General features: G+C 50.3%; 22 protein-coding genes and 1 other RNA gene. 2 read left to right on the top strand and 21 right to left on the bottom strand.

What is annotated here, in order from left to right; translation table 11 throughout:
* Positions 1–11: 11 nt before the first annotated feature.
* The 21 genes from ACYQ1O_RS04890 to rsmI all read right to left on the bottom strand — a co-directional run bounded on the left by ACYQ1O_RS04890 (position 12) and on the right by rsmI (position 24,625).
* Complete coding sequence (locus tag ACYQ1O_RS04890; protein ID WP_459990507.1) at positions 12–3,716, bottom strand: pyridine nucleotide-disulfide oxidoreductase; 3,705 nt, start codon at positions 3,714–3,716, stop codon at positions 12–14.
* Between the two features lie 275 nt (positions 3,717–3,991).
* The gene (ftsZ, locus tag ACYQ1O_RS04895) at positions 3,992–5,167 is read right to left on the bottom strand and encodes a cell division protein FtsZ (RefSeq protein ID WP_459990508.1); all 1,176 of its coding nucleotides are present in this window, start codon (positions 5,165–5,167) and stop codon (positions 3,992–3,994) included.
* 32 nt (positions 5,168–5,199) lie between these two features.
* A complete protein-coding gene (gene ftsA, locus ACYQ1O_RS04900) occupies positions 5,200–6,426 on the bottom strand; it encodes a cell division protein FtsA (protein WP_459990509.1) in 1,227 nt (408 codons plus the stop codon).
* Positions 6,427–6,465: 39 nt separating this feature from the next.
* Positions 6,466–7,233: a cell division protein FtsQ/DivIB gene (locus ACYQ1O_RS04905; RefSeq protein WP_459990510.1), complete on the bottom strand. Its 768-nt coding sequence runs from the start codon at positions 7,231–7,233 to the stop codon at positions 6,466–6,468.
* Between the two features lie 9 nt (positions 7,234–7,242).
* Positions 7,243–8,166 (bottom strand): D-alanine--D-alanine ligase, encoded by a 924-nt coding sequence (locus tag ACYQ1O_RS04910; protein ID WP_459990511.1) that lies wholly within the window; start codon positions 8,164–8,166, stop codon positions 7,243–7,245.
* Positions 8,159–9,043 (bottom strand): UDP-N-acetylmuramate dehydrogenase, encoded by an 885-nt coding sequence (murB, locus tag ACYQ1O_RS04915; RefSeq protein ID WP_459990512.1) that lies wholly within the window; start codon positions 9,041–9,043, stop codon positions 8,159–8,161. The genes ACYQ1O_RS04910 and murB overlap by 8 nt, the downstream gene beginning before the upstream one ends.
* 2 nt (positions 9,044–9,045) lie before the next feature.
* Positions 9,046–10,494, bottom strand: a complete 1,449-nt coding sequence (gene murC, locus ACYQ1O_RS04920) for a UDP-N-acetylmuramate--L-alanine ligase (RefSeq protein WP_459990513.1) — start codon at positions 10,492–10,494, stop codon at positions 9,046–9,048.
* The gene (gene murG / locus ACYQ1O_RS04925; RefSeq protein ID WP_459990514.1) at positions 10,491–11,549 is read right to left on the bottom strand and encodes an undecaprenyldiphospho-muramoylpentapeptide beta-N-acetylglucosaminyltransferase; all 1,059 of its coding nucleotides are present in this window, start codon (positions 11,547–11,549) and stop codon (positions 10,491–10,493) included. Before murG ends, murC begins: the two co-directional genes overlap by 4 nt.
* Positions 11,534–12,742, bottom strand: coding sequence for a putative lipid II flippase FtsW (gene ftsW / locus ACYQ1O_RS04930; protein ID WP_459990515.1), 1,209 nt, complete (start codon positions 12,740–12,742; stop codon positions 11,534–11,536). Before ftsW ends, murG begins: the two co-directional genes overlap by 16 nt.
* Positions 12,739–14,109, bottom strand: coding sequence for a UDP-N-acetylmuramoyl-L-alanine--D-glutamate ligase (gene murD / locus ACYQ1O_RS04935; RefSeq protein ID WP_459990516.1), 1,371 nt, complete (start codon positions 14,107–14,109; stop codon positions 12,739–12,741). The genes ftsW and murD overlap by 4 nt, the downstream gene beginning before the upstream one ends.
* Positions 14,110–14,111: 2 nt before the next feature.
* Positions 14,112–15,194, bottom strand: a complete 1,083-nt coding sequence (gene mraY, locus ACYQ1O_RS04940; RefSeq protein WP_459990517.1) for a phospho-N-acetylmuramoyl-pentapeptide-transferase — start codon at positions 15,192–15,194, stop codon at positions 14,112–14,114.
* 3 nt (positions 15,195–15,197) lie between these two features.
* A complete protein-coding gene (locus ACYQ1O_RS04945; RefSeq protein ID WP_459990518.1) occupies positions 15,198–16,559 on the bottom strand; it encodes a UDP-N-acetylmuramoyl-tripeptide--D-alanyl-D-alanine ligase in 1,362 nt (453 codons plus the stop codon).
* A 22-nt stretch (positions 16,560–16,581) separates the two neighbouring features.
* Positions 16,582–18,075, bottom strand: a complete 1,494-nt coding sequence (locus ACYQ1O_RS04950) for a UDP-N-acetylmuramoyl-L-alanyl-D-glutamate--2,6-diaminopimelate ligase (RefSeq protein ID WP_459990519.1) — start codon at positions 18,073–18,075, stop codon at positions 16,582–16,584.
* A 4-nt stretch (positions 18,076–18,079) separates the two neighbouring features.
* Positions 18,080–19,915 carry a peptidoglycan D,D-transpeptidase FtsI family protein gene (locus ACYQ1O_RS04955; protein WP_459990520.1) on the bottom strand — a complete coding sequence of 612 codons (1,836 nt, stop codon included), beginning with the start codon at positions 19,913–19,915 and terminating at the stop codon, positions 18,080–18,082.
* Positions 19,916–19,935: 20 nt separating this feature from the next.
* The gene (ftsL, locus tag ACYQ1O_RS04960; protein WP_459990521.1) at positions 19,936–20,211 is read right to left on the bottom strand and encodes a cell division protein FtsL; all 276 of its coding nucleotides are present in this window, start codon (positions 20,209–20,211) and stop codon (positions 19,936–19,938) included.
* Position 20,212: 1 nt separating this feature from the next.
* Positions 20,213–21,139 (bottom strand): 16S rRNA (cytosine(1402)-N(4))-methyltransferase RsmH, encoded by a 927-nt coding sequence (gene rsmH / locus ACYQ1O_RS04965; protein ID WP_459990522.1) that lies wholly within the window; start codon positions 21,137–21,139, stop codon positions 20,213–20,215.
* 15 nt (positions 21,140–21,154) lie between these two features.
* On the bottom strand, positions 21,155–21,625 hold the full coding sequence (mraZ, locus tag ACYQ1O_RS04970) for a division/cell wall cluster transcriptional repressor MraZ (RefSeq protein ID WP_459990523.1): 471 nt from the start codon (positions 21,623–21,625) through the stop codon (positions 21,155–21,157).
* A 361-nt stretch (positions 21,626–21,986) separates the two neighbouring features.
* Positions 21,987–22,353, bottom strand: an RNA gene (gene rnpB / locus ACYQ1O_RS04975) — RNase P RNA component class A.
* A gap of 130 nt (positions 22,354–22,483) precedes the next feature.
* Positions 22,484–23,353, bottom strand: a complete 870-nt coding sequence (locus tag ACYQ1O_RS04980) for an NHL repeat-containing protein (RefSeq protein ID WP_459990524.1) — start codon at positions 23,351–23,353, stop codon at positions 22,484–22,486.
* Positions 23,354–23,551: 198 nt separating this feature from the next.
* Positions 23,552–23,761 carry a TfoX/Sxy family protein gene (locus tag ACYQ1O_RS04985; protein ID WP_459990525.1) on the bottom strand — a complete coding sequence of 70 codons (210 nt, stop codon included), beginning with the start codon at positions 23,759–23,761 and terminating at the stop codon, positions 23,552–23,554.
* 3 nt (positions 23,762–23,764) lie between these two features.
* Entirely contained in the window at positions 23,765–24,625 is an 861-nt protein-coding gene (rsmI, locus tag ACYQ1O_RS04990; RefSeq protein ID WP_459990526.1) for a 16S rRNA (cytidine(1402)-2'-O)-methyltransferase, read from the bottom strand.
* Between the two features lie 51 nt (positions 24,626–24,676).
* On the opposite strand from rsmI, the gene ACYQ1O_RS04995 reads away from it, so the two are divergent.
* Together ACYQ1O_RS04995 and ACYQ1O_RS05000 are read left to right on the top strand one after the other, a co-directional pair.
* Positions 24,677–25,048 (top strand): YraN family protein, encoded by a 372-nt coding sequence (locus tag ACYQ1O_RS04995; RefSeq protein ID WP_459990527.1) that lies wholly within the window; start codon positions 24,677–24,679, stop codon positions 25,046–25,048.
* A 21-nt stretch (positions 25,049–25,069) separates the two neighbouring features.
* Positions 25,070–25,654, top strand: a complete 585-nt coding sequence (locus tag ACYQ1O_RS05000; RefSeq protein ID WP_459990528.1) for an SIS domain-containing protein — start codon at positions 25,070–25,072, stop codon at positions 25,652–25,654.
* Positions 25,655–25,668: the final 14 nt, after the last annotated feature.

Here is a 25,668-nt window from a genome sequence, read left to right on the forward strand (position 1 = left end):
TTTTTTACTAATCAGACATTTTCAGACGATTGCTTTTCCAACAAATAATCCAACCAAAGGTTAGATAATTTCTCCTGCACGGTATTTTGCCGCAACCTAGCATTCAAATGCGGGAAGTCCACCTTGTCCAAATCTTGGTCTTGGTTGTAGCAGGAATAGACAAAATATTCTTTGCCACTTTCCGCATCGACGTGTTTGCATAAACACTGGGCGCAGATGCCTTTCATCATGCACTGCATCGGCGAGTTGATGGAGCCGATGGCGTGGTGGGCTTTGGTCAGGTACGGTTTCAGCACATCGAAACGGGCGGATTTGACGGCTGCCATCATGCGGTCGGAACCGATGACGATCAGGTGATCCACGTCCGACAGAGAGATGGGTTGTTCGCCCAATTCGCCTTTGGCGTAAGCGATCATACATTCCAAAATATTGCCGACGAACGATTTATCTTGTGGGCGGTGGGTGCTGAATGGCTCAACGCCTTCGGCTTTGTCAACCGACCAGACCACGACATCGGCGGCAGCTTCCACGTCTTCGACTTTGAAACGGTCTTGCGCGAATTTGTAACCGGCGAAGTAAATCACGCGGTTGCCAGCGGCGCGTAAGGCTTTACCAATGGAGAACAACACCGCGTTGCCCAAGCCACCGCCTAACAGTAATACGGTTTGTCCGCTTGGGATTTCGGTCGGTGTTCCGGTTACGCCCATCAACACGACAGGGTCGCCGATGTTCCAATTGGCGCACAGTCTGGATGATGAACCCATTTCCAAAGCAATCAACGACACCGTACCGTTTTCCTTATCGACTTCCGCGCCGGTTAACGCCAAACCTTCCGCCGCCAACACCGTGCCTTCGACGACGGGCGCAAACGCTTCGTAGTTTTGCACACGGTAGAACTGGCCGGGCTGGAATTTTTCTGCCGCCAACGGGGCTTTGACGACGACTTCAATAATGGTCGGCGTCAGGCGGTTGATGGCAACAATCGTGGCTTTGAAAGACTCGTCCAAACGGGTGAATAAATCTTTCAAGGCCGCATCACGCTTGGGTTGTTGCGCTGGCTCTAGTGTTGCCAGTTCTTTCTCGAACAATTTGACTACGAACGGATAGCCGTTTTTCGCACTCGCCATCGCCTTAACGACGTTGCCCGCATAGACGGGGTGGTTGTCGCCGTAGAAACTGATGAATTTACCATCTTTATGGTAAGAGGTCAGTGGCGCGGGCTTGCCCAATTTAGGCGTGGTTTCGTCGTGCATTGCCAGCAGTTCCACGCCGCTTTCGGTCAATTGCGGTTCGTAGCGTTGGAAGAACCATTTGTCCATGACGAAAGTTTCGGGGTATTCGCTTTGGTAGATGGTGTTGGGCGACGTACCGGCGGCAATGTACAGGCCGCGTAACGGCACGTTGACTTGTCCAACGTTGCTCCAGCGACCGTCTTGCTGTTCCAGTTTGTCGAATTCGACAGCAGTCAAGTGACCGAACTCGTCGGCGATGGCGGCTTTCGGACTCATGCCTTCGGCCAAGGCAATGCCTTCTTCCAAGGCTTCGGAAATTTCTTCGTGGTTTTGGCGGTAAGCGGGTGCGTCTTTCATGCCTTTGCGGTAGAACAAGGTGACGCCGCCCCAAGCTTCCACTAAAGGTTGGAAGTTAGGTTTTTCGCCTTCGGCTGCTGCCCGCTCGCGTTCGACAACAATAGCTTTGCCGTGGGCGAGGAATTCATCAAGGATGATGGTTTCTTCAGCGTCATAACGTTTGCGGACCGCTGCTTCGCCGTAGGTGGCGACTAAGGTTTCGTAACGGTGCAGGACTTTTTCGACTTGCACGGGGTAATAAGCCATCAGCTCGGTGGCGGTATCAATCGCGGTCAAGCCGCCACCGATCACGCCCGCTGGCAAGCGCACTTGCAGGTTTGCCAACGACGACGATTTTGCCGCGCCAGTCAATTGCAGGGCCATCAGGAAGTCCGAAGCTTTGCGGATGCCGCGCAACAAATTGTTTTTCAAGTCGATAATGGTGGGTTGACCGGCACCGGAGGCGATACAGATATGGTCAAAGCCCATTTGCCACGCGTCGTCAATCGTCAAAGTGCCGCCAAAGCGCACGCCGCCGTAGGCGCGGAAGGCTTGGCGACGCAATAAGGTCAGGTAAATGACTTTTAAGAAGTTTTTGTCCCAACGTACGGTAATGCCGTATTCCGCTACGCCGCCAAAACCGGCGAGGATGCGTTGGTCGAGTTCTTCGTACAAGTCTTTGAAATCGACAATTGGCAAGGGCAGGTTTTCGCTGTCGCCGGTCAATTCAACCGGCAAAGGTTCCAGTTTAAGGCCGTCAATGCCTGCAACCGCAAAGCCTTCGTTGAGCAAATAATGGCTCATGGTGTAACCCGCGGGGCCTAAACCCACCACCAAAGCGTTTTTGCCGTTGTAAGGCAGCATGTGCGGGCGTTTGATGTTGAGCGGGTTCCAGCGCGACAACAAGCTGTAAATCTCAAAGCCGTAAGGCATGAACAACACGTCAGTCAGTACATTGGTTTCAATCTGCGGAATGTTGACCGGATCGGTTTTTTGGTAAATACAGCCTTTCATGCACTCGTTACAGATACGATGGCCGGTGCCAGGACACATGGGGTTGTCGATCATGATGATCGCCAGCGCACCAATATTGTCGCCGCCGCGTTTCACCAAATGCATTTCAGAAATTTTTTCATCCAACGGACAGCCGATGGTGGTCACGCCTAACGGGTCGGTTTTGAAGGTATTGGTTTTTTTGTTGCGCATACCTTTCGAGCAAGAATCGGTATCGCGCTCGTGGCAGTAAATGCAGTGGTTGACTTCGGACAGCACTTGGCGTTGGTTGTAGCGCGGGTCGGTCAACTTAAAACCGTCACGGCGGCGGCGATGTTCCAGCTCACCCATCCAGGCGGTAAATTCGCCACGGTCAATCACCTCGTGTTCGACCAAGTTGTCAAAGTCGCGTTTTTCGGGGAATTTGAAGCTTAACCAATCGGCAACGACATCGTTGTCTTGTTGGGCGACAAAGCTCCAGCGCTGCACGATGTCCATCAAGCCGGCGACGAATTCGCCGATGTCGTCCGTGGCGAGCAAGTCCTTAAATTCTTCGGCTGCCAATTCATGTGCTGCCAATTTGCTGCGGATGGCTTGGGTTTGCTCGTCGGCATTGGCGTAATCGCTGGCTTTGCCTTTGGCGAGGGTTTTGTAATGGCTGGACAGCTGGCCAATGACCGCGCCCACGCGGGCGACGCGGTGTTCGGCATCGTTGTCTTGATTGGCTTCGAGGAAGGCGGCTTCTATCAGCAAATCGAAGCGGCTTAAAATGCTGGGGATGTTCCAATCGCTGGTGTCTTGGCCTTTAAAAACTACGCCCAGTTTTTCGACCACTTCATTTTTATAAGTAAAGATGGTGTCGATTTCATCTTTGATATGTGTAATTTGTGCTTGGTGTTGCTCACTGACGTTGAACAATTTGGCGACAAACTGCCCGACATAAGGCCCCATCGCCACCAGCAAAGCCGATTGTTGCTCAGGTGTCAGCCCTGCGCCTTGGGTTTGCCGAAACTCAGCAAATTGGTCGAACAACTCAACATCATGATGCTTGACCGAGGCATCAAACACCGCCGACAACTCTTCCAGTCGGGCGGCATCGTATAAATCGGCGTAAGTGAAGTTGGGGATTCCAAGGGTTAGAGTGTTTGCTGGCATAGTTTTAGGCTGACTCATAGCTGCCGATACAGGTTGTGCAAAAGCATTCCTGCGCGGATAAATAGTTTAAAAGAGGATGATTTAACAGAATATTGTATGTAAATACGGGGCTTATTGCCACTGCTTATGTATTTACAAAGCGTCACTTGTGTGTTGCACACAATGTAGGACGGAACAGGTGGGGTCTAAAAAGACTTTGGATTCGTGGCAAGTGGGTTCCCGCGTTGGAACGCGGGAACGATCAACTGGCCTTTAATGCGAGTTGGCTAACCGGTTTAGTCGGCTTGACGGCGCAAGAATGCGGGGATGTCAAGGTCGTCAAACTGGCTGTCTTTTTTGTTTTGCACACCAAACACATCACGTCTTTCAGGTTTGGTGTCCGCTTTTTCGCGGCGCACTGAGGCAGGTCTTTCCAAGCCTTCATAACCGCCTTGGCTGGCGGCATTACGGAATTGTCTGACTTGCGCTTTTGGCAAGACAGCGGCGGCTGGCGGCGGTGTACCCATGCCGGTGGCAACCACGGTGACTTTAATTTCGTCGCCCAAGGTGGGGTCAATTGCCGTACCAATTTTGATGATGGCATCGTCTGACGCAAATTCGTGGACAATGCTGCCGACTTCGTTAAATTCGGCAATGCCCATGTCCGATGCGGAGATGTTCACCAAAATGCCGCGTGCGCCTTGCAGGTTGATGTCTTCCAACAGTGGGCAAGCGATGGCTTTTTCTGCCGCTTCACGTGCGCGGTTTTCGCCAGAAGCTGCGCCAGAACCCATAATGGCTGCGCCCATGCCGCTCATCACGGTTTTAACGTCGGCGAAGTCAACGTTAATCATGCCTGGGTGGACGATTAATTCGGTGATGCCTTGTACCGCGTCCAACAATACGTCATTGGCGGCTTTGAAGGCGTTCAGCAACGATACGTCTTTGCCTAAAACAGGCAACAATTTCTGGTTAGGGATGGTGATTAACGAATCGACATATTTTTCCAATTCGATAATACCCAATTCAGCCACAGCCATTTTCTTTTTGCCTTCAAATTCAAATGGTTTGGTGACGACGGCAACGGTCAAAATGCCCATTTCTTTGGCGATTTCGGCAATGACAGGAATTGCGCCAGTACCGGTACCACCGCCCATGCCGGCGGTCAAAAACACCATGTCCGCACCTTGCAGCACTTCTTTGATACGTTCTTTGTTTTCCAAAGCCGCTTCTTTACCGATTTCTGGGTTGGTGCCTGCGCCCAAACCTTTGGTCAATTCCAAGCCCAATTGGATAATCGTGCCGACATCCAATTTTCTTAATGCTTGTGCATCGGTGTTGGCGCAAATAAATTCAACCCCATCGATGTGGCGACCAATCATATGATTGACCGCATTACCACCACCACCGCCGACACCAATAACCTTGATAACGGCAGTCTCGCTATACATATCTACTAATTCATATTTCATTTTTACTGCCCCTCAAGACAAATACAAAGTTATTAAAAATTTCCTTGAAACCAACTCTTCATTTTTTCAAACATGCCAACCGCCCCCGTGTCGGCAATATTGCCTAAACCCTGATGCTCTCTGCCATACAACAACAAACCGACCCCTGTCGAATAAATGGGGTTTTTTACCACTTCTGCCAAACCGGTCACTTGTTCTGGCCCGCCAACCCGAACCGGCACGTGGAATATTTCTTCTGCTAGCTCCACCAAGCCTTTGACTTTTGAGCTGCCACCCGTCAAGACAATGCCGGCGGCAATTAACGATTCAAAACCGTGGTGTTGCAGTTCTTTTTGCACCAACACCATCAGTTCTTCGTAACGGGGTTCGATAATTTCCGACAAGTTTTGCGTAGAAATTTTGCGTGGCGCACGATCACCTATGCTGGGCACTTCAATCACGCCATCGACATCCGCCAGCTGCGTGAGCGCACAAGCGTGTTTGCGCTTAATGTCTTCGGCGTTGATGGTGGGTGTCCGCAAGGCCACGGCGATGTCGTTAGTGACTTGGTCGCCGGCAATGGGGATAACTGCCGTGTGTTTGATGGCGCCGTCAACGTAAATGGCAATATCGGTAGTGCCGCCGCCCATGTCGATCAGACAGACGCCCAGTTCTTTTTCGTCATCGGTCAAGACGGAATAACACGAAGCCAATTGTTCCAGAACAATGTCTTCCACTTCCAAATTGCAACGGCGGATGCATTTGGTGATGTTTTGCGAAGCGCTGACGCTGCCGGTGACCATATGCACTTTGGCTTCCAGACGAATGCCGGACATGCCGATAGGATCTTTAATGCCTTCCTGCAAGTCGATGACAAACTCCTGCGGCAAAATGTGCAGAATTTTTTGGTCGGCAGGAATCGCCATGGCCCGCGCTGAATCAATCACCCGGTCAATATCGTATTGGGTGACTTCTTTATCTTTGATCGCCACGATGCCGTGCGAATTTAAGCTTTTGATATGGCTGCCAGCAATGCCCGCAAAGACGGATTTAATTTGGCAACCCGCCATCAGTTCGGCTTCTTCGACCGCTTTTTGGATGGATTGCACGGTGGATTCCAAATTGACCACCACGCCTTTTTTCAAACCTTTTGATGGGCATGTACCAAGGCCAATCACCTCGATGCTGCCATCGGCGTTTAGCTCGCCGACAATCGCCGCCACCTTGGAGGTGCCGATGTCGAGTCCGACGATTAAATTACGTTCTGCTTTTCTAGCCATGATTATGTACTCTGCCCGTTATCTCGTATGCCTGTTTATTTAGTTATTTTTCGGCGTTGCCAATTCCTCTTGGGAATTGTCCAAATTCCATTCCAATACCGGTGTTTCGGGTTTCCAAGCCACTGCGTAACCATTGGGATAGCGCAAATCAACGACTGCCATTGCCGCTACTTTTTCCGGTGCCAATAATGACAGTGTCCTTAAAAACCGTTGTAACCTTTTTAATGGTTCAGTGCGTCCTAATTGTATTTGTAAACCGCTGGCCAATTTTATCTGCCACGCGCCGCGGCTATTTATTTTAAATTCCGTTAAGCTCATGGATTGGTCTGCCAGCGTGGTTTTAATGCCTTGCATGGTTTCCAGCACATTGAGCTGCTGTTGTTCGGGGCCTTCGATTATGGTCATATCCAAAAATGGTGATAAGTCTTTGGGTGTGAAAATATCACCTGTTTCAGTCACTAATTTATCGCTGCCCCAGCGAGTGTAAGGTATCTTTTCCATCAGTTGGATGGCGATGACATCGGGCCAAACACGTTTGACCGACACCTTTTCCACCCAAGGCAAGGTGCTGACGGCTTGCTGGATGGCTTGCACGTCGGCTTCCCAATAACCTGCCGAAATTTGCGGCAATAATACCGATTTGATCTCTTCTTCGGACAAGTATTGGAAGTAACCCTCCACCCGAACATATTTAATCGGTGTCGCCAGCGTTTTTAACGGCGGCAAACCTGCTGCAATCTGGTAAGCACTTGCGCCGAACAGGGTCAGCAACGATATTGCCAAAAGTGCTTTGGTTGTCGGTCGCATAAAGGGTCATTAATCCGTTACGCTGCCAGTTAAGATTTGCCAGACCAAATCCTCAAAACTGATGCCCGCTTGGCGTGCCGCCATAGGCACTAAACTATGGTCCGTCATGCCGGGTACGGTGTTGATTTCGATCAATTGATATTGACCGTTATTGTCAATAAAGACATCAACGCGCGCCCAATCTTTAATGCCGATCACTTGGCTGGCGGTTTCTGCCAAAGCCTGCAATTGCTGTTCGGCATCGGCTGCCAGACCACAAGGGCAATGGTATTGCGTGGTGGTGGCGTGGTATTTGGCTTCGTAATCGTAAAACGCATTGGGTGTCTCCAGGCGGATCACCGGCAACGCCTTGCCATTTAATACGGCAACCGTGTACTCCTTGCCCGTCACCCAGCTTTCCGCATAGACATCGCAATGGTATTGCGCCGCCACTTCTAAAGCAGCGACCAGTTCTTCGCGGTTATTGGCTTTGCTCATGCCAATGCTGGAGCCTTCTTGAGCCGGTTTGACAATCACCGGAAAACCCAGATTGGCAATACAGCCGTCAATATCGGCAACGCTTTTCAGCAAACACCACTTTGGCGTTACCAGCCCATAACCCTGCCAACATAATTTGGTGCGCAATTTGTCCATTGCCAAGGCCGATGCCATCACGCCGCTGCCGGTGTAAGGGATGCCCAGCACGTCTAAAACACCTTGCAAAACACCATCTTCACCGCCACGTCCATGGATGATGTTAAACACCCGATCCACCTTCAAACCCGCAAGCGCTTCGATAGGGCTGCCGGTGACATCAACGGCAATGGCATCGACGCCTTTGCTGAGCAAGGCTTCGTAAACCGCTTGACCGCTACGAAGTGAAACCGGACGTTCCGCCGCTGAGCCGCCCATCAGTACGGCGACTTTGCCAAAATCTTGAGGATTGTTAATCATTAAGCCCATCCGTTTCGCCTACCATACATACTTCTGTTTTTAATAAAATACCTGTCTTTTCTTCAACTTGGCGTTGTACGTAATAGACCAGTTGTTCAATTTCTGCTGCCGTGGCCTTGCCGGTGTTAATAATAAAGTTGGCATGTTTTTCCGATACACACGCCCCGCCGATGGCATAACCTTTTAAGCCCAGACCTTCAATCAACTTGGCGGCGTAGTTGCCGGTTGGGTTGATAAACACCGAGCCGCAACTGGGTTGGTTGGTCGGCTGCGATTTGGCGCGTTGTTCAAGCAAACCTTTAATTTTTTGGATGCTTTCGCCCGTGTCGCCAGCCTGTAAAACCAGATTTGCCGACAGGAACCATTCGTCACCAAAACCCTTGACGGAGCGGTAGCTGATCTGAAAATCTGCCGGATACCGGATAGTTATTTGGCCTGTACGGCTAAGCATTTCCACGCTTTTTACGATAGGCCACGTTTCGCCGCCAAAGGCACCGGCATTCATTTTTAAAGCCCCGCCCATCGTGCCAGGAATGCCTGCCAAGAACTCTGCGCCCAGCAATCCGTGTTCACTGCAAAATTTCGCCACTAAGGCGCAAGGAACGCCTGCTTCGACATAGACACTGCCGTCATCCGCCACCTGCATCGCTTTTAAGCGGTTTTTGGTGTTGATAATCGTACCGCGAATGCCGCCGTCCCTGATGAGCAGGTTGCTGCCTAAGCCCATCCAAAAAATCGGCTCGCATTCTGGCAAGCTTTTTACAAAATCAATCAAATCGGCCTTGTCGTGCGGGATGTACAAGCGATCCGCCTTGCCGCCTACCCGCCAACTGGTGTATTTCGCCAGTTTTTCGTCCAACAATAATTGCCCTTTCACGTTTAAACCGCCAAGGCTTCCGCTAATGATTGCGGTAGTTGTGTGGCGATTTGCCCAACATTGCCCGCGCCGAGTGTCAGCACCACGTCGTCGGCTTTTAAAATGCCCGCCAGAATTTTCGGCAATTCGTCCCAGCTTTCGACAAACACAGGGTCTACTTGTCCACGGACACGGATGGCGCGGCTTAATGCCCGTCCATCGGCACCGGGAATGGGGCTTTCGCCCGCCGAATACACTTCCGACAAGACCAGCACGTCAACGCTGGATAGCACGTGGACGAAGTCTTCAAACAAATCCCGCGTCCGCGAATACCGGTGCGGTTGGAAAATCACCACGGCGCGGCGTGTAGGCCACGCTTGGCGCATCGCTTCGAAGGTTGCCGCCATTTCCCGTGGGTGATGTCCGTAATCGTCCACCAAAGTGACCACGCCGTCTGCCAAGGGCACGTCGCCGTTAATTTGGAAACGCCGGCCCACGCCCGTGAAGGCTGCCAAGCTTCTGATAATCGCCGCGTCATCAACATCCAATTTGGTGGCGACCGTAATAGCCGCCAGGGCATTCAGCATGTTGTGCCAACCCGGCATGTTAAGCGTGACCCGCAAGGCTGGGTAATCGCCGCGGCGAATCACCGTAAATGCCGTTTGCATACCTTCTTGGCGAACATCAACGGCGCGGACATCGGCATCCTCATGGACACCGTAAGTCAGCAGGGGTTTGGACACTTGCGGCAAAATCTCGCGGATGCCTTCGTCATCCAAACATAACACCGCCAATCCATAGAAAGGCAGGTGGTGCAAAAACTCCAGAAACGTATCTTTTAAGCGCTGGTAGCTGTTTTGATAGGTCGCCATGTGGTCTTGGTCGATATTGGTGACGATGGCGATCATCGGTTGCAAATACAAAAAAGACGCATCGCTTTCGTCAGCTTCCGCCACCAAATAATTGCCTAAGCCCAACTTGGCATTGGTACCCGCACTGTTTAAACGACCGCCGATCACGAAAGTAGGATCGAGTCCGCCTTCTGCCAACAAGCTGGCGGTCAAGCTGGTCGTGGTGGTTTTGCCATGCGTACCAGCAACAGCTATGCCAAATCGAAAACGCATCAGTTCCGCCAACATTTCTGCACGCGGAATGATGGGGATGCGTCTGATAAACGCCTCTTCAACTTCCAAATTGCTGCGGTCAACGGCGCTGGAAACGACCACGACATCGGCTTCGGCGACATTTTCGCGCTCATGGCCAATGGTGATGGTCACACCCAAATCTGCCAAGCGTTGGGTGACTTGGCTGGTTTTAATATCCGAGCCAGACACCTGATAGCCTAGGTTTGCCAGCACTTCGGCGATGCCGCTCATGCCGGTGCCGCCAATACCAACAAAGTGGATGTGGTCAATATTGCCCAGTACGTTGGCGATCAAACGCGTCGAAATGGTATTTTTGGGGAAGTTCATGCGCCAGCCTCTGCTTTGCAAATGGCAGCGACCACTTCCGTTGCATCCATGCGGGCGCATTGCTTTGATGCCTGCGACATTTCGGTTAATTGTCCACGAACACTGTTTATTTTTGCTACCAAGTTGGCAGTATTTAAATCTTTTTGTTGCAAAATGGTGCAAGCTCCTGCTTCGCTTAAAAATCGGGCATTGGCGTTTTGGTGGTCGTCAATGGCATTGGGCAAGGGAACGAAGATAGCCGGAACGCCCATTGCAGCCACTTCGCTGACGGTCATTGCCCCTGCGCGGCAAATCACCAGGTCTGCCCACTGGTAAACGGCAACCATATCGTCGATAAAGGCTTGCACATCCGCCTCTACTGACAAGTCCTGATAACGGTTGGCGACTTGGTCACGCATTATCGCACCGGTTTGGTGCTTTACAATGATTTCTTCAATGTGTGCAAGCGCATCAGGCAATATTTCGTTCAGTATTTGAGCGCCTTGGCTACCACCTACAACCAATATTTTCAGTCCCTTATGCGTGGTTTTCTCTACGCTTAAGCCTGCTTTATCGATAAAGCTTTTTCGCAGTGGGTTGCCTGTACATTCGGCTTTAACTTTTTTGCTAAAGCTGTTTGGAAACGCTTCCAATACGCGCTTGGCGATTTTTGCCAGTAATCGGTTAGTGGTGCCGGGTACTCGGTTTTGTTCGTGAATGACCAGCGGTATGCCGAGCAGTTTTGCCATCAAACCGCCAGGCCCTGCAACAAATCCGCCCATACCCAAGACGACGTCAGGTTTACGGCGGCGCAAGACTGATCGAGCCTCGGCACAAGCCTTAAACAGCAATAGCACGGCCTTCACTTTTGTCAGCAAGCCTTTGCCGCGTAGGCCAGCGACCGGCAACCAGTCGATGTCGATACCGTTTTCAGGAACAACGCGGCTCTCCAAGCCTTTTTGTGTACCCAGCCAGCTGACTTGCCAGCCTTCTGCGCTTAAATGTTGGGCGACTGCCAGGGCCGGAAATATATGTCCGCCAGTTCCGCCCGCCATGATGACTATACTTTTGCCCATATTCCTGACCTTTCTTTCGGTGTGCTGGCGTTCAGTTCGGCGGTTTCGCTGTGTACGCGAAACAATAAGGCGACGGCGCAACACATAATCATCATACTGCCGCCGCCGTAGCTCATGAGGGGCAGTGTCAGTCCCTTGGTGGGTAAAACCCCCATGTTGACGCCCATGTTGACGAATGCCTGAAAACCAAACCAAATACCTAATCCGTAGGCAATGTAGGCAGAAAAGCCTTCACCGGCGGTTTCTGCGGCTTTGCCGATGCTAAATGAGCGCCAGACCAGAATGGCGAAGAGCAAGATAACGGCAACCACGCCCAAAAACCCTAACTCTTCGGCGATGACTGAAAACAAAAAGTCAGTATGGGCTTCAGGCAGATAAAACAATTTTTGTACGCCGCTGCCCAGGCCAACGCCTGACCATTCGCCACGCCCAAAGGAAATCAGCGCGTTTGCCAATTGGTAATCGGTGCCTTTGACATCATCCCAAGGGTTGGTGTAGCTGGTAACCCGTTGCATACGGTAAGGCGAAATCAAGACCATCAAGGCCGCCATTGCGCCAACCAGCGAAAACAGTAGGATAAATTGCGATAAACGCGCGCCAGCCAAAAACATGATGCCCATGGCGATGATTAAAATCACTACGGACGAGCCAAAATCCGGCTCCAGCAATAGCAGCACACAAGCCACCGAAAACAACATCAGCGGTTTAATCAGGCCAAATGCCGATTGGCGGATAGACTTATGGTGTCTAGTGACATAACCCGCCATGTAGATAACCGCAAAAAACTTGACGATTTCTGAAACTTGAATGCGCAGCCCGGCAATTTGCAGCCAACGGATACTGCCGTTTACTTTGACGCCAAGACCAGGGATTAAGACGATAACCAATAACAGCAAACCAACAATAAACAACCAGGGTCCCATGCGTTGCCATTGCCGCATAGGGGTTCTGGCAACGATGACGCCCAAAAACAAACCTAAGCCGATGTGGATCAATTGCTTGACGATCTCATGCTTAAAAGGGGCGGCAAATAACGGGTCAAACAAGCTGCCGTCCACTTTGCTGACACCCCAGTGCAGGGATGATGAGGCGACCATGACATAACCCAGCAAGATAATCGATGCGCTGGCTAAGCTCAGCAAGCTATCAAAATGGAAGGCTTCTTTGTGTTTGCTTTTTGTAGGTTTAATCATCGGGCAAACTCCATGACAGCTTTAACAAATTTGTCGCCACGGTCTTGGTAATTTTTGAATTGGTCCAAGCTGGCGCAAGCGGGTGATAACAACACGCTGTCACCGGATTCAGCCAAATGCGCGGCAATTTTGACCGCCTCGTTGATATTGCTGGCGGCATAAACCGGTACACAACCTGCCAATGCTTTTTCTATTAATGGCGCGTCTTTGCCCATTAACACGACGCTTTTGGCTTTTTCGCAGACGGCGGGTTTTAGCTCGTTCATATCTGCGCCTTTGGCTTCGCCGCCAGCGATCAAAATCACTTTGTGCTGATAGCCTTCCAAGGCGGCAACGCATGCGCCAATATTGGTGGCCTTTGAATCGTTAACCCAAGTGACGCCACGTATTTCTGCGACTTTTTGCATGCGATGATCTAAGCCTTTAAATTTGCGCAAGGCTTTGCACATGCTCTCCATGTCCAGTCCGACGGCTGAGCCTAAAGCCAAAGCGGCTAAGGCGTTGGCGGCGTTATGGCGGCCTTCTAACGGTAAGTCTGTCAACGGCATTAGGGCTTGTTGTTGATGCATCAGATATTCGATGCCATCCATCATGCCTAAGTGAAAGTCGGCGGCTTGCTTAATTGAGAACGTTAGGGTTTTGCGGCTGCTGTCCTGCATGGCGGCAACCAGCGGGTCATCCAAATTAAGGACCATTGCGCCGTTGCCCCTAAAGGCGCGTCTTTTTTGTTCCGCATAGTCGGCAAGCGATGAATGCCTGTCCAAATGGTCGGCAGAAATATTCAGTACGGTGGCGGCGGCGTTGTTTAAGACGGAAGTGCGTTCCAATTGGAAGCTGGATAGTTCCAAGACATAAATTTGCGCTTGTTGCTCCAATAAATCCAAGGCGGGCACGCCCAAGTTGCCGCCAATGGCAACGCGCAAGCCCGCTTGTTTTGCCATATCGCCCATCATGGTGGTGACGGTGCTTTTGCCATTGGAACCCGTTACGCCAATAACTGGGGCATCATTGGCGCAAGCAAACAAATCAATATCACTGACGATTTTGCTGCCTTGGGCAACGGCTTTGATGATGGATTTTTCGTTTAAAGTCACGCCAGGGCTGACTACCAGATGGGTTGCCACTTTAAAGGCGGCTTCATCAAAACCGCCGGTAAAAACCGGCGTATCGGGCATCATTTCGGCAAACTCGTTGAGTAATGGCGGTTTGTCACGGCTATCCGTAATGGCAAAACGAAAACCTAGTTGGCGCAGAAAATGTGCAACCGAAATGCCGGTGCTGCCAATGCCAACCACCAAAACTTTGGCGGTTTCAGGCTCTAAGGAGAAATGCGTTTTTAAATTTTGTAGGATGACTGCGTTGTCCATGCTTACCTCAACTTCAGTGTGGCAAGGCCGACCAGCACCAAAATAATGGTGATGATCCAAAAACGTACGATCACGCGGGGTTCGGGCCAGCCTTTCAATTCAAAATGGTGGTGGATAGGTGCCATTTTAAAGACACGCTTGCCGGTAGTTTTAAAGGAGGCCACTTGGATGATGACCGACAAGGTTTCCATGACAAACACCCCGCCCATGATAACCAAGACAATTTCTTGTCTGACCAGTACTGCCAACACACCCAAGGCGCCACCTAAAGCCAAGGCGCCAACATCGCCCATAAAAACCATTGCTGGATAAGTGTTAAACCATAAGAATCCTAAGCCTGCGCCAATTAAAGCCGCGCAAAAGATCACCAATTCACCGGCATTGGGCAAATAAGGAATGGCAAGGTATTCAGCAAAAGCAACGTGACCGGATAAATAAGCAAATACGCTTAAACCCGCCGCGACCATTACCGTGGGCATAATGGCCAAGCCATCTAAGCCGTCAGTGAGGTTGACAGCATTGCTGGTGCCAACAATAACGAAATAAGTCATCACCACGTACATCCAGCCCATGTTAATCATCACATCTTTAAAAAACGGGAAGATAAATTGGGTTTCGGCAGGCAAGACGGCGGTGTTGTATAAAAATAGCGCGGCAATCAAGCCGATGATGGATTGACCTAAGTATTTGGCTTTAGCGGAAAGGCCGTCGCTATTGCGTTTTACGACTTTTTTGTAGTCGTCCAAAAAGCCGATCACGCCGTAGCCTAAAGTCACCAACAAAATAACCCAAATGTAGCGGTTGCTTAAATCCGCCCATAGCAGTGTGCTGATGGTGATAGCGATTAAAATCAGCGTGCCGCCCATCGTGGGGGTGCCGGATTTTTGGTAATGCGATTGTGGGCCTAGCTCGCGGATGCTTTGACCGATTTTTTTGACGGTGAGCCTGTCGATCATGGCAGGGCCTATCCATAAAGAGATGCCTAATGAGGTCAGCACGCCTAGGATGGCGCGGAATGTCAGGTAATGGAATACCCGAAAACCGCTGTCAAAACTCATTAAAAAATCTGCCAAATAAAGTAACATCGTTTAAATCCTAAAATTATCCACTAAGGCCGCCACGACATTTTCCATGCGCTGCGCCCGTGAGCCTTTAATTAAAATGGTTTCTGTGCCTGTCAACTCGTGCTGCAATGCCGTAATTAAATCGGCCTGGTTGGCGAAGTAGCTTGCACCGTTTCCGAAGGCCGCCACGGTATATTGGCAATCGTGGCCTACGGCGAATACGCGCTTTACGCCGCTGGCTTTGATGAGTGGCGCCAAATCTTCATGCAGTTTAGGGCTTTCCGGGCCTAATTCACCAAACATACCCAACACTAGCCAAGCTTGGCCTGGGCAATTTGCCAACACATCCAAGCCTGCCTTGAGCGATGAGGCGTTGGCGTTGTATGTGTCGTCAATAATGATGTTGCCTAGGCGGCTGACCAAAGGCTGCAAACGTCCGGTAACGGGTTTGATCGTTGCCAAGCCCGCTGCCACTTGTTCAGGGCTTAAGCCCAAAGCCAGAGCAGCTGCTGTGGCAGCCAAGGCATTTTTAACATTGTGCAGGCCTGCCAAGTGCAGGTTTATTTCGATTTCACCTTGAGGGCAAGTCAGTGTGAAGGTCGTTAAGAATGCGTTGTTGCGGATTTCGCCATGAATATTGCTGGCGCGGACATCGGCATGGCTATCAAGGCCAAATGACAAGGTTTTTCTTGGCTCTGCCACGCCCAGCCAGTAGTCAAAATAGACATCGTCGCGGTTGATGATGGCGACGCCTTCCGCTTTTAAGGTTTCGATGATTTCGCCTTTGGCTTTGGCGACACCTTCCAAACTGCCAAAGCCTTCCAAATGCGCCGCGCCGGCGTTATTCAGAATGACGACATCGGCTTGCGCGTAGCGGCTGGTGTAGGCAATTTCGCCGTGATGGTTGGCACCCATTTCAATGACGGCATAGCGGTTTTCGTCGCTGATGCGCATTAAGGTGAGCGGCACGCCTATATCGTTATTGAGGTTGCCTTGCGTATATAAGGTATTGCCTGCGACCGCCAAAATGGCGGCTGTCATTTCTTTAACCGTGGTTTTGCCATTGCTGCCAGTGATGCCCACGACTTCGACATTGGCTTTTCTGCGCCATGCGCCCGCTAATTCTGCCAAAGCCAAACGGGTGTCAGCTACGAAGATGTGCGGGATATGGGGTTGTACGCCAGTGTGAACCATAGCGGCAACTGCGCCAGACTGTTCGGCTTGGCTAACAAAATCGTTGCCATCAAAATTGTCGCCTTTAATGGCGACATACAATTGGCCTGGCTGAAGGGTGCGCGTGTCGATGCTAAGGGCGGAAACGCGTAGGTCTTCACCGTAAAGCTGGCCTCCGACTATCTCGGCAATTTCACTTAGCAACAGATTCATGAGTAAGTTCTCTAGTATTTTTTTAAATGCTTGCTAAACTGCGTTTCACAATGTTTCTATCACTAAACGGGTGTTGTACCCCGTTGATTTCTTGGTAATCTTCATGGCCTTTGCCAGCAATCAAGACAGTATCTGTAGCCGCAGCTCGGGTTATTACGCTGCTGATGGCTTGGGTTCGGTCGGCAATCACTTCAACTTTTTGGCTCTGGCAGCCAGCTAAGATGTCAGCAATGATGTCAGCTGATTGTTCAAAACGGGGGTTGTCGTCGGTGACGATAATCCGATCCGCCCATTGTTCGGCAATTTTCCCCATCTCGGCCCGTTTGCCGGCATCGCGGTTGCCGCCGCAGCCGAACACAAGCCATAAGGTCTGGTCACTGTGCTGGCGAAGGCTCGATAAGGCTTTTTCTAAAGCATCCGGTGTGTGTGCATAATCGACAAAAACTTTGGGTTTGCCCGCTCCGCCGAACTGCTCCATGCGCCCATCGACCGGTTTTAACTGCGCCAATTTGCCGACAGCCGTTTCAAATCTCATCCTCATTGCTAGGGCAACCGCCAGCACACACAAGGCATTGGCGATATTAAAGTCACCATACAGTGGCAATAATACGTTTGCCGATTGTTCGCGCCAGCAAACGGTAAATTCAATGCCACCCGTCTGGTGGATAATATTTTTGGCCTTGAGGTTTTCGCCTTGCGCCTGCAATCCTTTATCCGTTTGGCTAATGCCCCAAACAATCACGTTTTCTGGCACGGCTGTCAAAATCCGCTCCGCATAACTATCATCCATATTGATGACGGCAAATTGCAAGCCTGGCTTTGTCAAAAGCTTTAACTTGGCTTTCAAATAGGCTTCCATCGTGCCGTGGTAATCCAAATGGTCGCGGCTGATGTTGGTAAATACAGCACCTTTGAATACGACGCCGTTAACTCTGCCTTGGTCTAGTCCGTGTGAAGATACTTCCATTGCCACGGTGCGTTTTTGTTGTGCAGCCAGTGCCGCCAACATGCTTTGTACGGCAAGTGCGTCGGGCGTGGTGTTAACCGTTTTGTGCAATTCCCCCCACGATCCCCAGCCCAGCGTACCGATAATTCCGCAGGCATCCAACATTTGGCTTAAAAATTGGCTGCATGAGGTTTTGCCATTCGTACCCGTAATGCCAATCACATCGAGCTGCTGTGATGGCTGACCGTAAAACCTTGCCGCCATCTCGCCCAGGTGATCGCCTAGCTGTTCAATAGCCAGTAAAGGAATGGCTTGCGTGTTTGCAAAGCTGTCAGCTAATTCCTTGCCATCTTTGCTGGGGTCAAACAGCACGGCAACCGCGCCGTTTTCAATTGCTTGCTGAAGATGTGCCAGCCCATGTTGGTTGGCGCCAGCTAAGGCAATAAAAACGTGGCCTTTTTTTACTTTTCTGCTATCTAAAGCTAAGCCGGTAACCGGCAGATTGGCTGCCAAAGGCGACAAGCCATCTGCCGTTGTTACCGGCCCAGTAAGCAATTCATTTAAGTTCATTGCTTTAGTTATTGTTGGTTTGCTGCGTCAGCAATACCGGCATCGCTTCTTGTTTATCAGGTGTCACCGCCAAAATACGCATGGCTCCGGTCATCACTTTGGAGAACACGGGAGCTGATACCAAACCGCCGTAATATTGCCCGGCACCGGGTTCATCGATCATGATGACGGCAATCAGACGTGGGTCTTTTGCCGGAATCATGCCTGCAAATACCGAGAAATAACTTTTTTCAGTGTAGCCGTGCGAGCCAGAGGCTTTTTTCACAGTACCGGTTTTGCCGGCAACGGTATAACCATCAACCCTGGCTTCGTAAGCAGTACCGTCTTTCATGATGACGTGTTCCATCATGGCCCTGACGTTTCGGGCGGTTTTTGGGGAAAACACGCGGTCCGTTTTGTCTGGATTGGTTTCGTCACGTTTTAAAATGGTGACGGAATGTAATAATCCGTCGTCAGCTAAAGCGGTGTAGGCTCTGGCAAGTTGCAATGCCGAGGCGTTAAAGCCATAGCCGAACGAATTGACGGCACGGTCAAATTCCTTCCAGCGGTGGTAGTCGCCCAATACGCCTCTTGCTTCACCTTCAAAGCCTGAACCCGGTTTGGAACCAAAGCCGAGCTGTTGATAGACGGAATGGAAATACTTGGGCGGCATTTTCAAGGCCATTTGGCTGACGGCAACGTTGCTGGATTTTTTGATGACGCCCGTCAAATCTAAAGAGCCGTAGTTGTGTACGTCTTTTACCGTGTGGCTGCCAATTTGCATGCTTCCGGATTGGAAAATATCGCCATAACGGATATAGCGGCCTTCTAACGCAGCGGCGACAACAAAAGGTTTGACGGTGGAGCCGGGTTCAAACACTTCGGTGATGGCGCGGTTGCGGTACAAGCTTTCAATGAGTTCGCTGCGGTCATTTGGGTTGAACGAAGGCTGATTGGCAGCTGCTAAAATTTCACCCGTTTTAGCATCTAAAATGACCATCGTGCCGGCTTTGGCTTGGTTGGCTTCAACTGCCAGTTTCAGCTCCCTATAGGCAAGGTACTGTATGCGTTGGTCGATACTTAATTCTAAATCTTGGCCTGGTACTGGTGTTTTTACACTTTCAATATCGTCAATGACGCGGCGTTGACCGTCACGCATCACTTTTTTCAGGCCTTGCGTGCCTTTTAGACGGTGTTCGTAACCAGCTTCCATGCCTTCTTGCCCAATGTCTTTTTCATCGGTAAAGCCTACTAAGTGGGCTGATACCGAGGCGGTTGGGTAAAAGCGTTTAAATTCACGCTTACTAATGACTCCCAGTAGTCCGAGGTCTTTAATTTTTTGGGCAACATCAGGTTCAATGTTTTTGGCAATAGGGCAAAAACGTTTACCCGCATTTTCCTTAATGACTTTGGCGATTTGGCCTTTGGGCAGCTTTAGCATGGCTTCCATCGCGGCGATGTTTTTCAATTTGTCGCTTTGATAGTCGGCAAGTACTTCTGCTTTTTGGACATCGCTTAAACGCGCTTTCAGTTCTCTGGCAAGTTTGAGTTCGCGCTGTTTGACGACATATTTTTCGTCTTCGGTCAGCTCTTTTGAACCGAGTTCTTTAGGATCGATGGCAATCGATTCGACCGCTGTGCTGACCGCTAAGGGATTGCCATTGCGGTCTTTTATCATGCCCCGATAAGCGGGCAGATCAACTACGCCGACTTGGTTATGTTCGCCTTTTTCGATGTAAAAGTTTTTGTTCAATACCTGCAAGTAAAATGCCCGTCCGACCAGTACCACGGCACAAACGAGCATAAAATTCTGCAGAAACTGCCTTCTGCCAGAGAGGTCGTCCTTGGTTTTGGTGGTCATATTTTTTACTTTGAAAACTTTCATTTAGGCTTCACATAAATAATATTTTCACGGGGCGGCATGACGAGTTTTAACTTGTCCACCGCATTGCGTTCTATCTGATTTTGCTCGGTGTGGTACATCAGTTCTAACTGCAGTTGCCCCCACTCGACTTCAGATTGTTCCAAAACCTTTTCTTGTTTTTGAATTTCTATAAACAGCAAACGCGATTGGTACTTGCTGTAAATGACAGCCATTGCTGATGCCAGCATGGCTGCCATTAGGCTGCCAACTAACCAAATCCGCCACGCAGCCATTTCAAATCCGCTCTGCGATCCGCATCACGGCACTGCGGGCGCGAATGTTGGTTGCCAATTCGTCAGGGCTGGCTTTTAGGGCTTTACCCACTTTTTTTAAGGATCCTTTCACCATGTCGCTTTCTTTAATGGGTAGCTTGCCTGCATCAAATTTGTTGCCAGATTCGTCGCGGATAAAGCGTTTGACGATCCGGTCTTCCAGCGAGTGGAAGGAAATGACGACTAAGCGGCCTTGCGGCTTCAGTACTTGTACCGCTTGTTGCAAGGCTGCTGTCAGTTCATCAAGTTCTTGGTTAACGGCTATGCGAATCGCTTGAAAAGTACGGGTCGCCGGATGCTTGTGCTTTTCTTTGAAGGGCACGGCATCTTCTACTAGCTTGGCAAGCTCTATCGTGCTGGTGATTGGTGCTATTGCGCGTCTTGCGACAACGGCTGCAGCAATGCGTTTGGCAAAGCGCTCTTCTCCGTAATCGAACAGGACTTTGATCAATGTTTTTTCATCAACGCTACTTAGCCAGTCTTGGGCGGAGAGCCCCGTGCTGCTGTCCATGCGCATATCCAAATTGCCATTGCGAAGAAAGCTAAAACCTCGTTCCGGAGTATCCAGTTGGGGTGAAGAAACACCTAAGTCCATTAGTATGCCGTCAATTTGGCCGCTTAATCCTTGGCTTTCGACCACTTCTGCCATGCGGGAAAACCAGCAATGCGTTAATGTAAAACGCATGTCCTTGCTTAGGGCTAGCGCGCGTTCCGAGTGGATTGCGTCATTGTCCCTGTCAAACGCCAGTAGTTTTCCTTTTTCCCCAAGTTGCTTGAGTATTTCAAGGCTGTGACCGCCGCGCCCAAAGGTGCAGTCCAGATAGACGCCGTCCGTTTTTATCGCCAATTGCTGCAGGCATTCTGCGAGCATGACGGGCTGGTGTTCCATTGGTGATCCTTGTTTTTAGAATGACAAAGAACCCAGCTCTTCCAAGCCTTTATCAGAGCCGTCGCCAGCAAAAAAGGCGGTTTCTTTGGCGTTGAAGGCTTCTTCATTCCAGACTTCAAATTTTTCGCCTAAACCAACCAAGACAATTTTTTTATCCATTCCGGCATATTTTCTGAGTTTATCGGGCAATAACAGCCTTCCTTGGGCGTCCATATCGCACTCCGTGGCGTTGCCGATGAAAAAACGTTTTAAGTTGATGGCGGTTTCGTTTAGGGTAGGTAAGGCGTTGATGGTTTTTTCAACTTTTTCCCATTCATTTTCTGGGTAAAGCCATAAGCAACCTTTTTCACCTGCGCAGCGGGCGGTCATGGCAATAGTTACAATCAGTTTGCGGTCACAACAGGCCTGCAATTCGTCGCGATACTTTGTTGGTATGGCGAACCGGCCTTTTTCGTCAATATTGATTGAGCTGGTGCCACGAAACAAAACATTCCCCAGAGTTGGTAAAAAAAACCACTTTGCTCCCTAAAACGCCATTTTTCTCCACATGTCTCCACTATAGATACCAAAGCATATATAGTCAAGCGGCTTTTTGATTAAAATCTTTCTTTTTTGACAATGACTTACATGTCTTTCAATGAGTTGCGAAAGGGGTCAAAACACAGCAAAGCAAATTCTATGTTTTATCAAAAAGTTAAATAATTTTGTTGAGGAGTTGCTTGAAAAGGGTCTTGAAAGGGAATGCAAGCATTTTTTGGGGATAATGCTGTAAATGTGAAATATTACCGCAGGCATTAACCAATGTTTTTAGTTGGTTTGAGGAGGGGTTTTGAAGGGATTAGAAAAAAGAAAGAGTCAACCTGTAAGCCGGGTTCTGTCGAGAACAGCCATTCATCTAGGCTGCAAGTCGCCTTGCAGCTCAAGCAATCTACCCGGGGACCGCACGGGCCATGCGTCTGTCCCCCTATTTGATCTTGCTCCGGGTGGGGTTTACCCTGCCACACCTGTTGCCAGTTGCGCGGTGCGCTCTTACCGCACCTTTTCACCCTTACCTGCCTTGTACCCACGAGGGGCATAAACGGCGGGCGGTTTATTTTCTGCGGCACTTTCCGTAGGCTCACGCCTCCCAGGCGTTACCTGGCACCCTGCCCAGTGGAGCCCGGACTTTCCTCCATTTTATCTTGCGATAAAACAGCGACTGCTCAGTCGACTCTTTCTCTGGGCAGTTTAACACAGATTGGTGAGTGCGATGAGGATGGATTGCAACCCTCTTCAATAGAGGGTTGGTGATGTTTTCAATTTCCCTACCACTTCAGCTACCGCCCTGCCCAATCATGGCGCGGTTTAATCCAATTGATAGGCAACCACTTGGTTGTCCAAGAACAATGGCACGACCAACCAATGTTTCGCCGCGATGTAGTACAAATCTGCCGAGCCTTTTTTCGAGGTGATGGTTTTTTTGACTTGGCCTTGGTTATCGACCAGATAAATTTCGCCTTTGATAAAGTCACTGATTAACCAGTGTGTTTTGTCATAACGGGCGATGCCGTCCATGTTCATCCACGGTTTGCCCGCGCTGCCGATGGTTTTGATGGACTTGGTTTTCAGCGAGATTTTTTTCAGCACGCCTGATGTTTCGGTGGTGAAATCTTCTTTCGGGTGTTTGCCCCAGCTGGCGACATACAAATCGTTGCCTTCCACCCATAAGCCGTTTGGTGAATCCAGATCGTCGGACGATAACCAAACTTTCAGCTCGCCGTCTTCCAATTTATAAATGCGGTTGCCTAGCCAATCGGAAACAAAGACTTGCCCTGATGCGCTAATGGAAATGCCATTTAACACTTTGGAATCATCCGCCTCGTAACGGGCAATGACTTTGCCGGTGTCCACATTAACCACCACCAGTTCTTTGACATCGGCGACATACAGCTTGCCTTTGTGCAAGGCCAAGCCTTTGGGCGAATGCAATCCTTTTACCCATTCTGCTGCCACCAAGCCGCCTTTGCCGTCGATTAGGCCAATACTGCCATTGCCATCTTGCTCGCTCACGCCGCCATTGATGTTGGAGACATAAAAACGGTCACGGGCGGTATCGTACTCAACCGATTCGGGGGTTTTAAAGCCAGATACAGTCCAGATAGGGTCGGCAGCCAAGACGTTGGCGGCAAATAGCAGCGCGGCAAGTGCTGTGAGTGGAAAAGCTAATGTTTTCATACTGATCTCCAAGTCGGGATTGATGGTGTGGGTCATAAGGTTTCTAAGTCGTTATTTTTTGTGGGGCTTTGATGTTGTATTTCCTCTTAGTGCCGCTTGCCACGCGGTTTCTGCCCAAAAACGCATGGCTTCGGGTTCGTCAAACACTTCGCTTGGCGCTTCGTAATAGGCGATGGCAATGGTTTTACCGCGCGCGTTCTAGCTGAAGGAGGCCAAATTCTGTCCGACAAACAGGGGGCGGCTGATCGCATCGGCTTTAAAGTACAGGCAATCTTCCATGATGATGGCAAACATCAGCCCATCGGTATAAACGCCATAGCCGCCGAACATGCGCCGTAGGCTTGTACTGGGCATAAACGCGAGTTGTTCGGCAACAAAGTCGACAAATTCGCTACGCTTTTTAGCCATTTTTTAAGGTTGCGAGGTGTTTTGCCAAGCCAATGCGGTTTGGTAGAGCAGTTTTTTTCTGACACCCGTAATCTCTGCCGCCAGAGCAGCAGCGGTTTTGATGGAGCATTCTTGCAGTAAAATCCGCAATATTTTTTCCTGTTCCGGGGTCAGTGCCGGTTCGCTTAGGTCAATAGGGGCTGCGTCGACAATCACGACAAACTCGCCTTTGCGCATATTGTCGTCGCGTTCGACCAAAGCCAAGGCATCTGCCACACTGGCTTTGACGATGGTTTCGTGCAGTTTGGTCATTTCCCTGGCGATGACGATGGTGCGTTCTGGCGGCAAGCTGACCACCATATCTTGCAGGGAATCCAAAATACGGTGGCTTGATTCGTAGAAAACCCAAGTCATGGGCAATTGTGCGCGTTCGCTAAAAAAAGCTTTGCGGGCAGAAGAGGTTCGCGGCGAAAAACCTTCAAAGTAAAAGCGGCTGACTGGCAAGCCTGCCGCCGACAGGGCTGCGACCAGTGCGCATGCGCCGGGAATAGGAATGACGTCCAAGCCTGAATCTTTCGCCAGTTTCACCAAGGGCATGCCCGGGTCGCTGAACAGTGGCGTGCCAGCATCGGAGACCAAGGCGATGGATTCGCCTTGCAGGAGTTTTTCGACCAGCTGTGCCGAGGCTTTTTCTTCATTGTGTTGATGCAGGGCGATGGTTTTGTTGCTGATGCCATAATGCTGCAAGAGCATTTTGACATGACGTGTATCCTCAGCGGCAATCATGTCGACCTGCTTCAATACCTCTACCGCCCGAAAGCTCAAGTCCGCTAAATTACCTATCGGCGTGGCAACCACGTATAATTTACCCGCTTCAGTTGCCATTGTTTGTCCTCATGATGTGCGCCCCCATTTAATCGTCAATCGTGGAATTATATGCTTTTTCGTAAACCAGAAAGCAAAACTGCCCATTTGTCGCGTGGCAAAAGTGCCGAAGAGGCGGCGCATCAATTTTTGCTTGCCGAAGGCTTGTTGCCGGTCGACCGTAATTTCCGTTGTAAGCAAGGCGAGTTGGATTTGATTATGCTCGATCAACAGGCTTTGGTGATTGTCGAGGTCCGCTTCCGCGCCAGCGACCGCTACGGCAGTGCCGCCGAGAGCGTCACGCCCAGCAAGCAATCGCGTATAATAGCGGCAACACACTGTTATTTATCGCAATCGCCGCAACATCAAAAACGCGCCATGCGCTTTGATGTGGTTGCGCTGTCGGGTGTGGGCAGCATCAATTGGATAAAAAACGCTTTTTAATTTTCAGGGTTTGCAAGCTTCATGAGTTTACAAGATAGGATCATCAACCACTTTACCGACAATATCCAAACCCAGCAGCAGTCTATCGCGGGCTTGTGCGAATTGATTGAATATGCCTCGCAGCGCATGGTCAACGCTTTATTAAATGATAAAAAAATCTTGGCCTGCGGCAATGGCTTTTCGGCTACCACGGTGCAGCTGTTGGTGGCCGCCATGCTCAACCAGTTTGAGCGCGACCGTCCGTCTTTGCCCGCCATTGCTTTGAACACGGATGCCGTTACCTTAACGGCGATTGCCAACGATTACCATTTTGACGATATTTTTGCCAAACAAGTCAGGGCGTTAGGGCAAAATGGCGATATTTTGCTGGTGTATACAGAAAGCGACCACTGCAGCAATATTGCCAAAGCCATTTCTGCCGCACATGATAAAGACATCTCGGTGATTGCCCTGACCGGTGACAATAACGGTATGCTTTCACCGCTTTTGCATGAAACCGATATTGAAGTCCGCGTGCCTGCGCAATCTTGCGCACGCATCCACGAAACCCACGTGCTGATTACCCATTGTTTGTGTGATCTCATTGACCATCAACTGTTTGGATAAGCCAAACAAGGTGT

The organism is Methylosoma difficile (genome assembly GCF_054657615.1).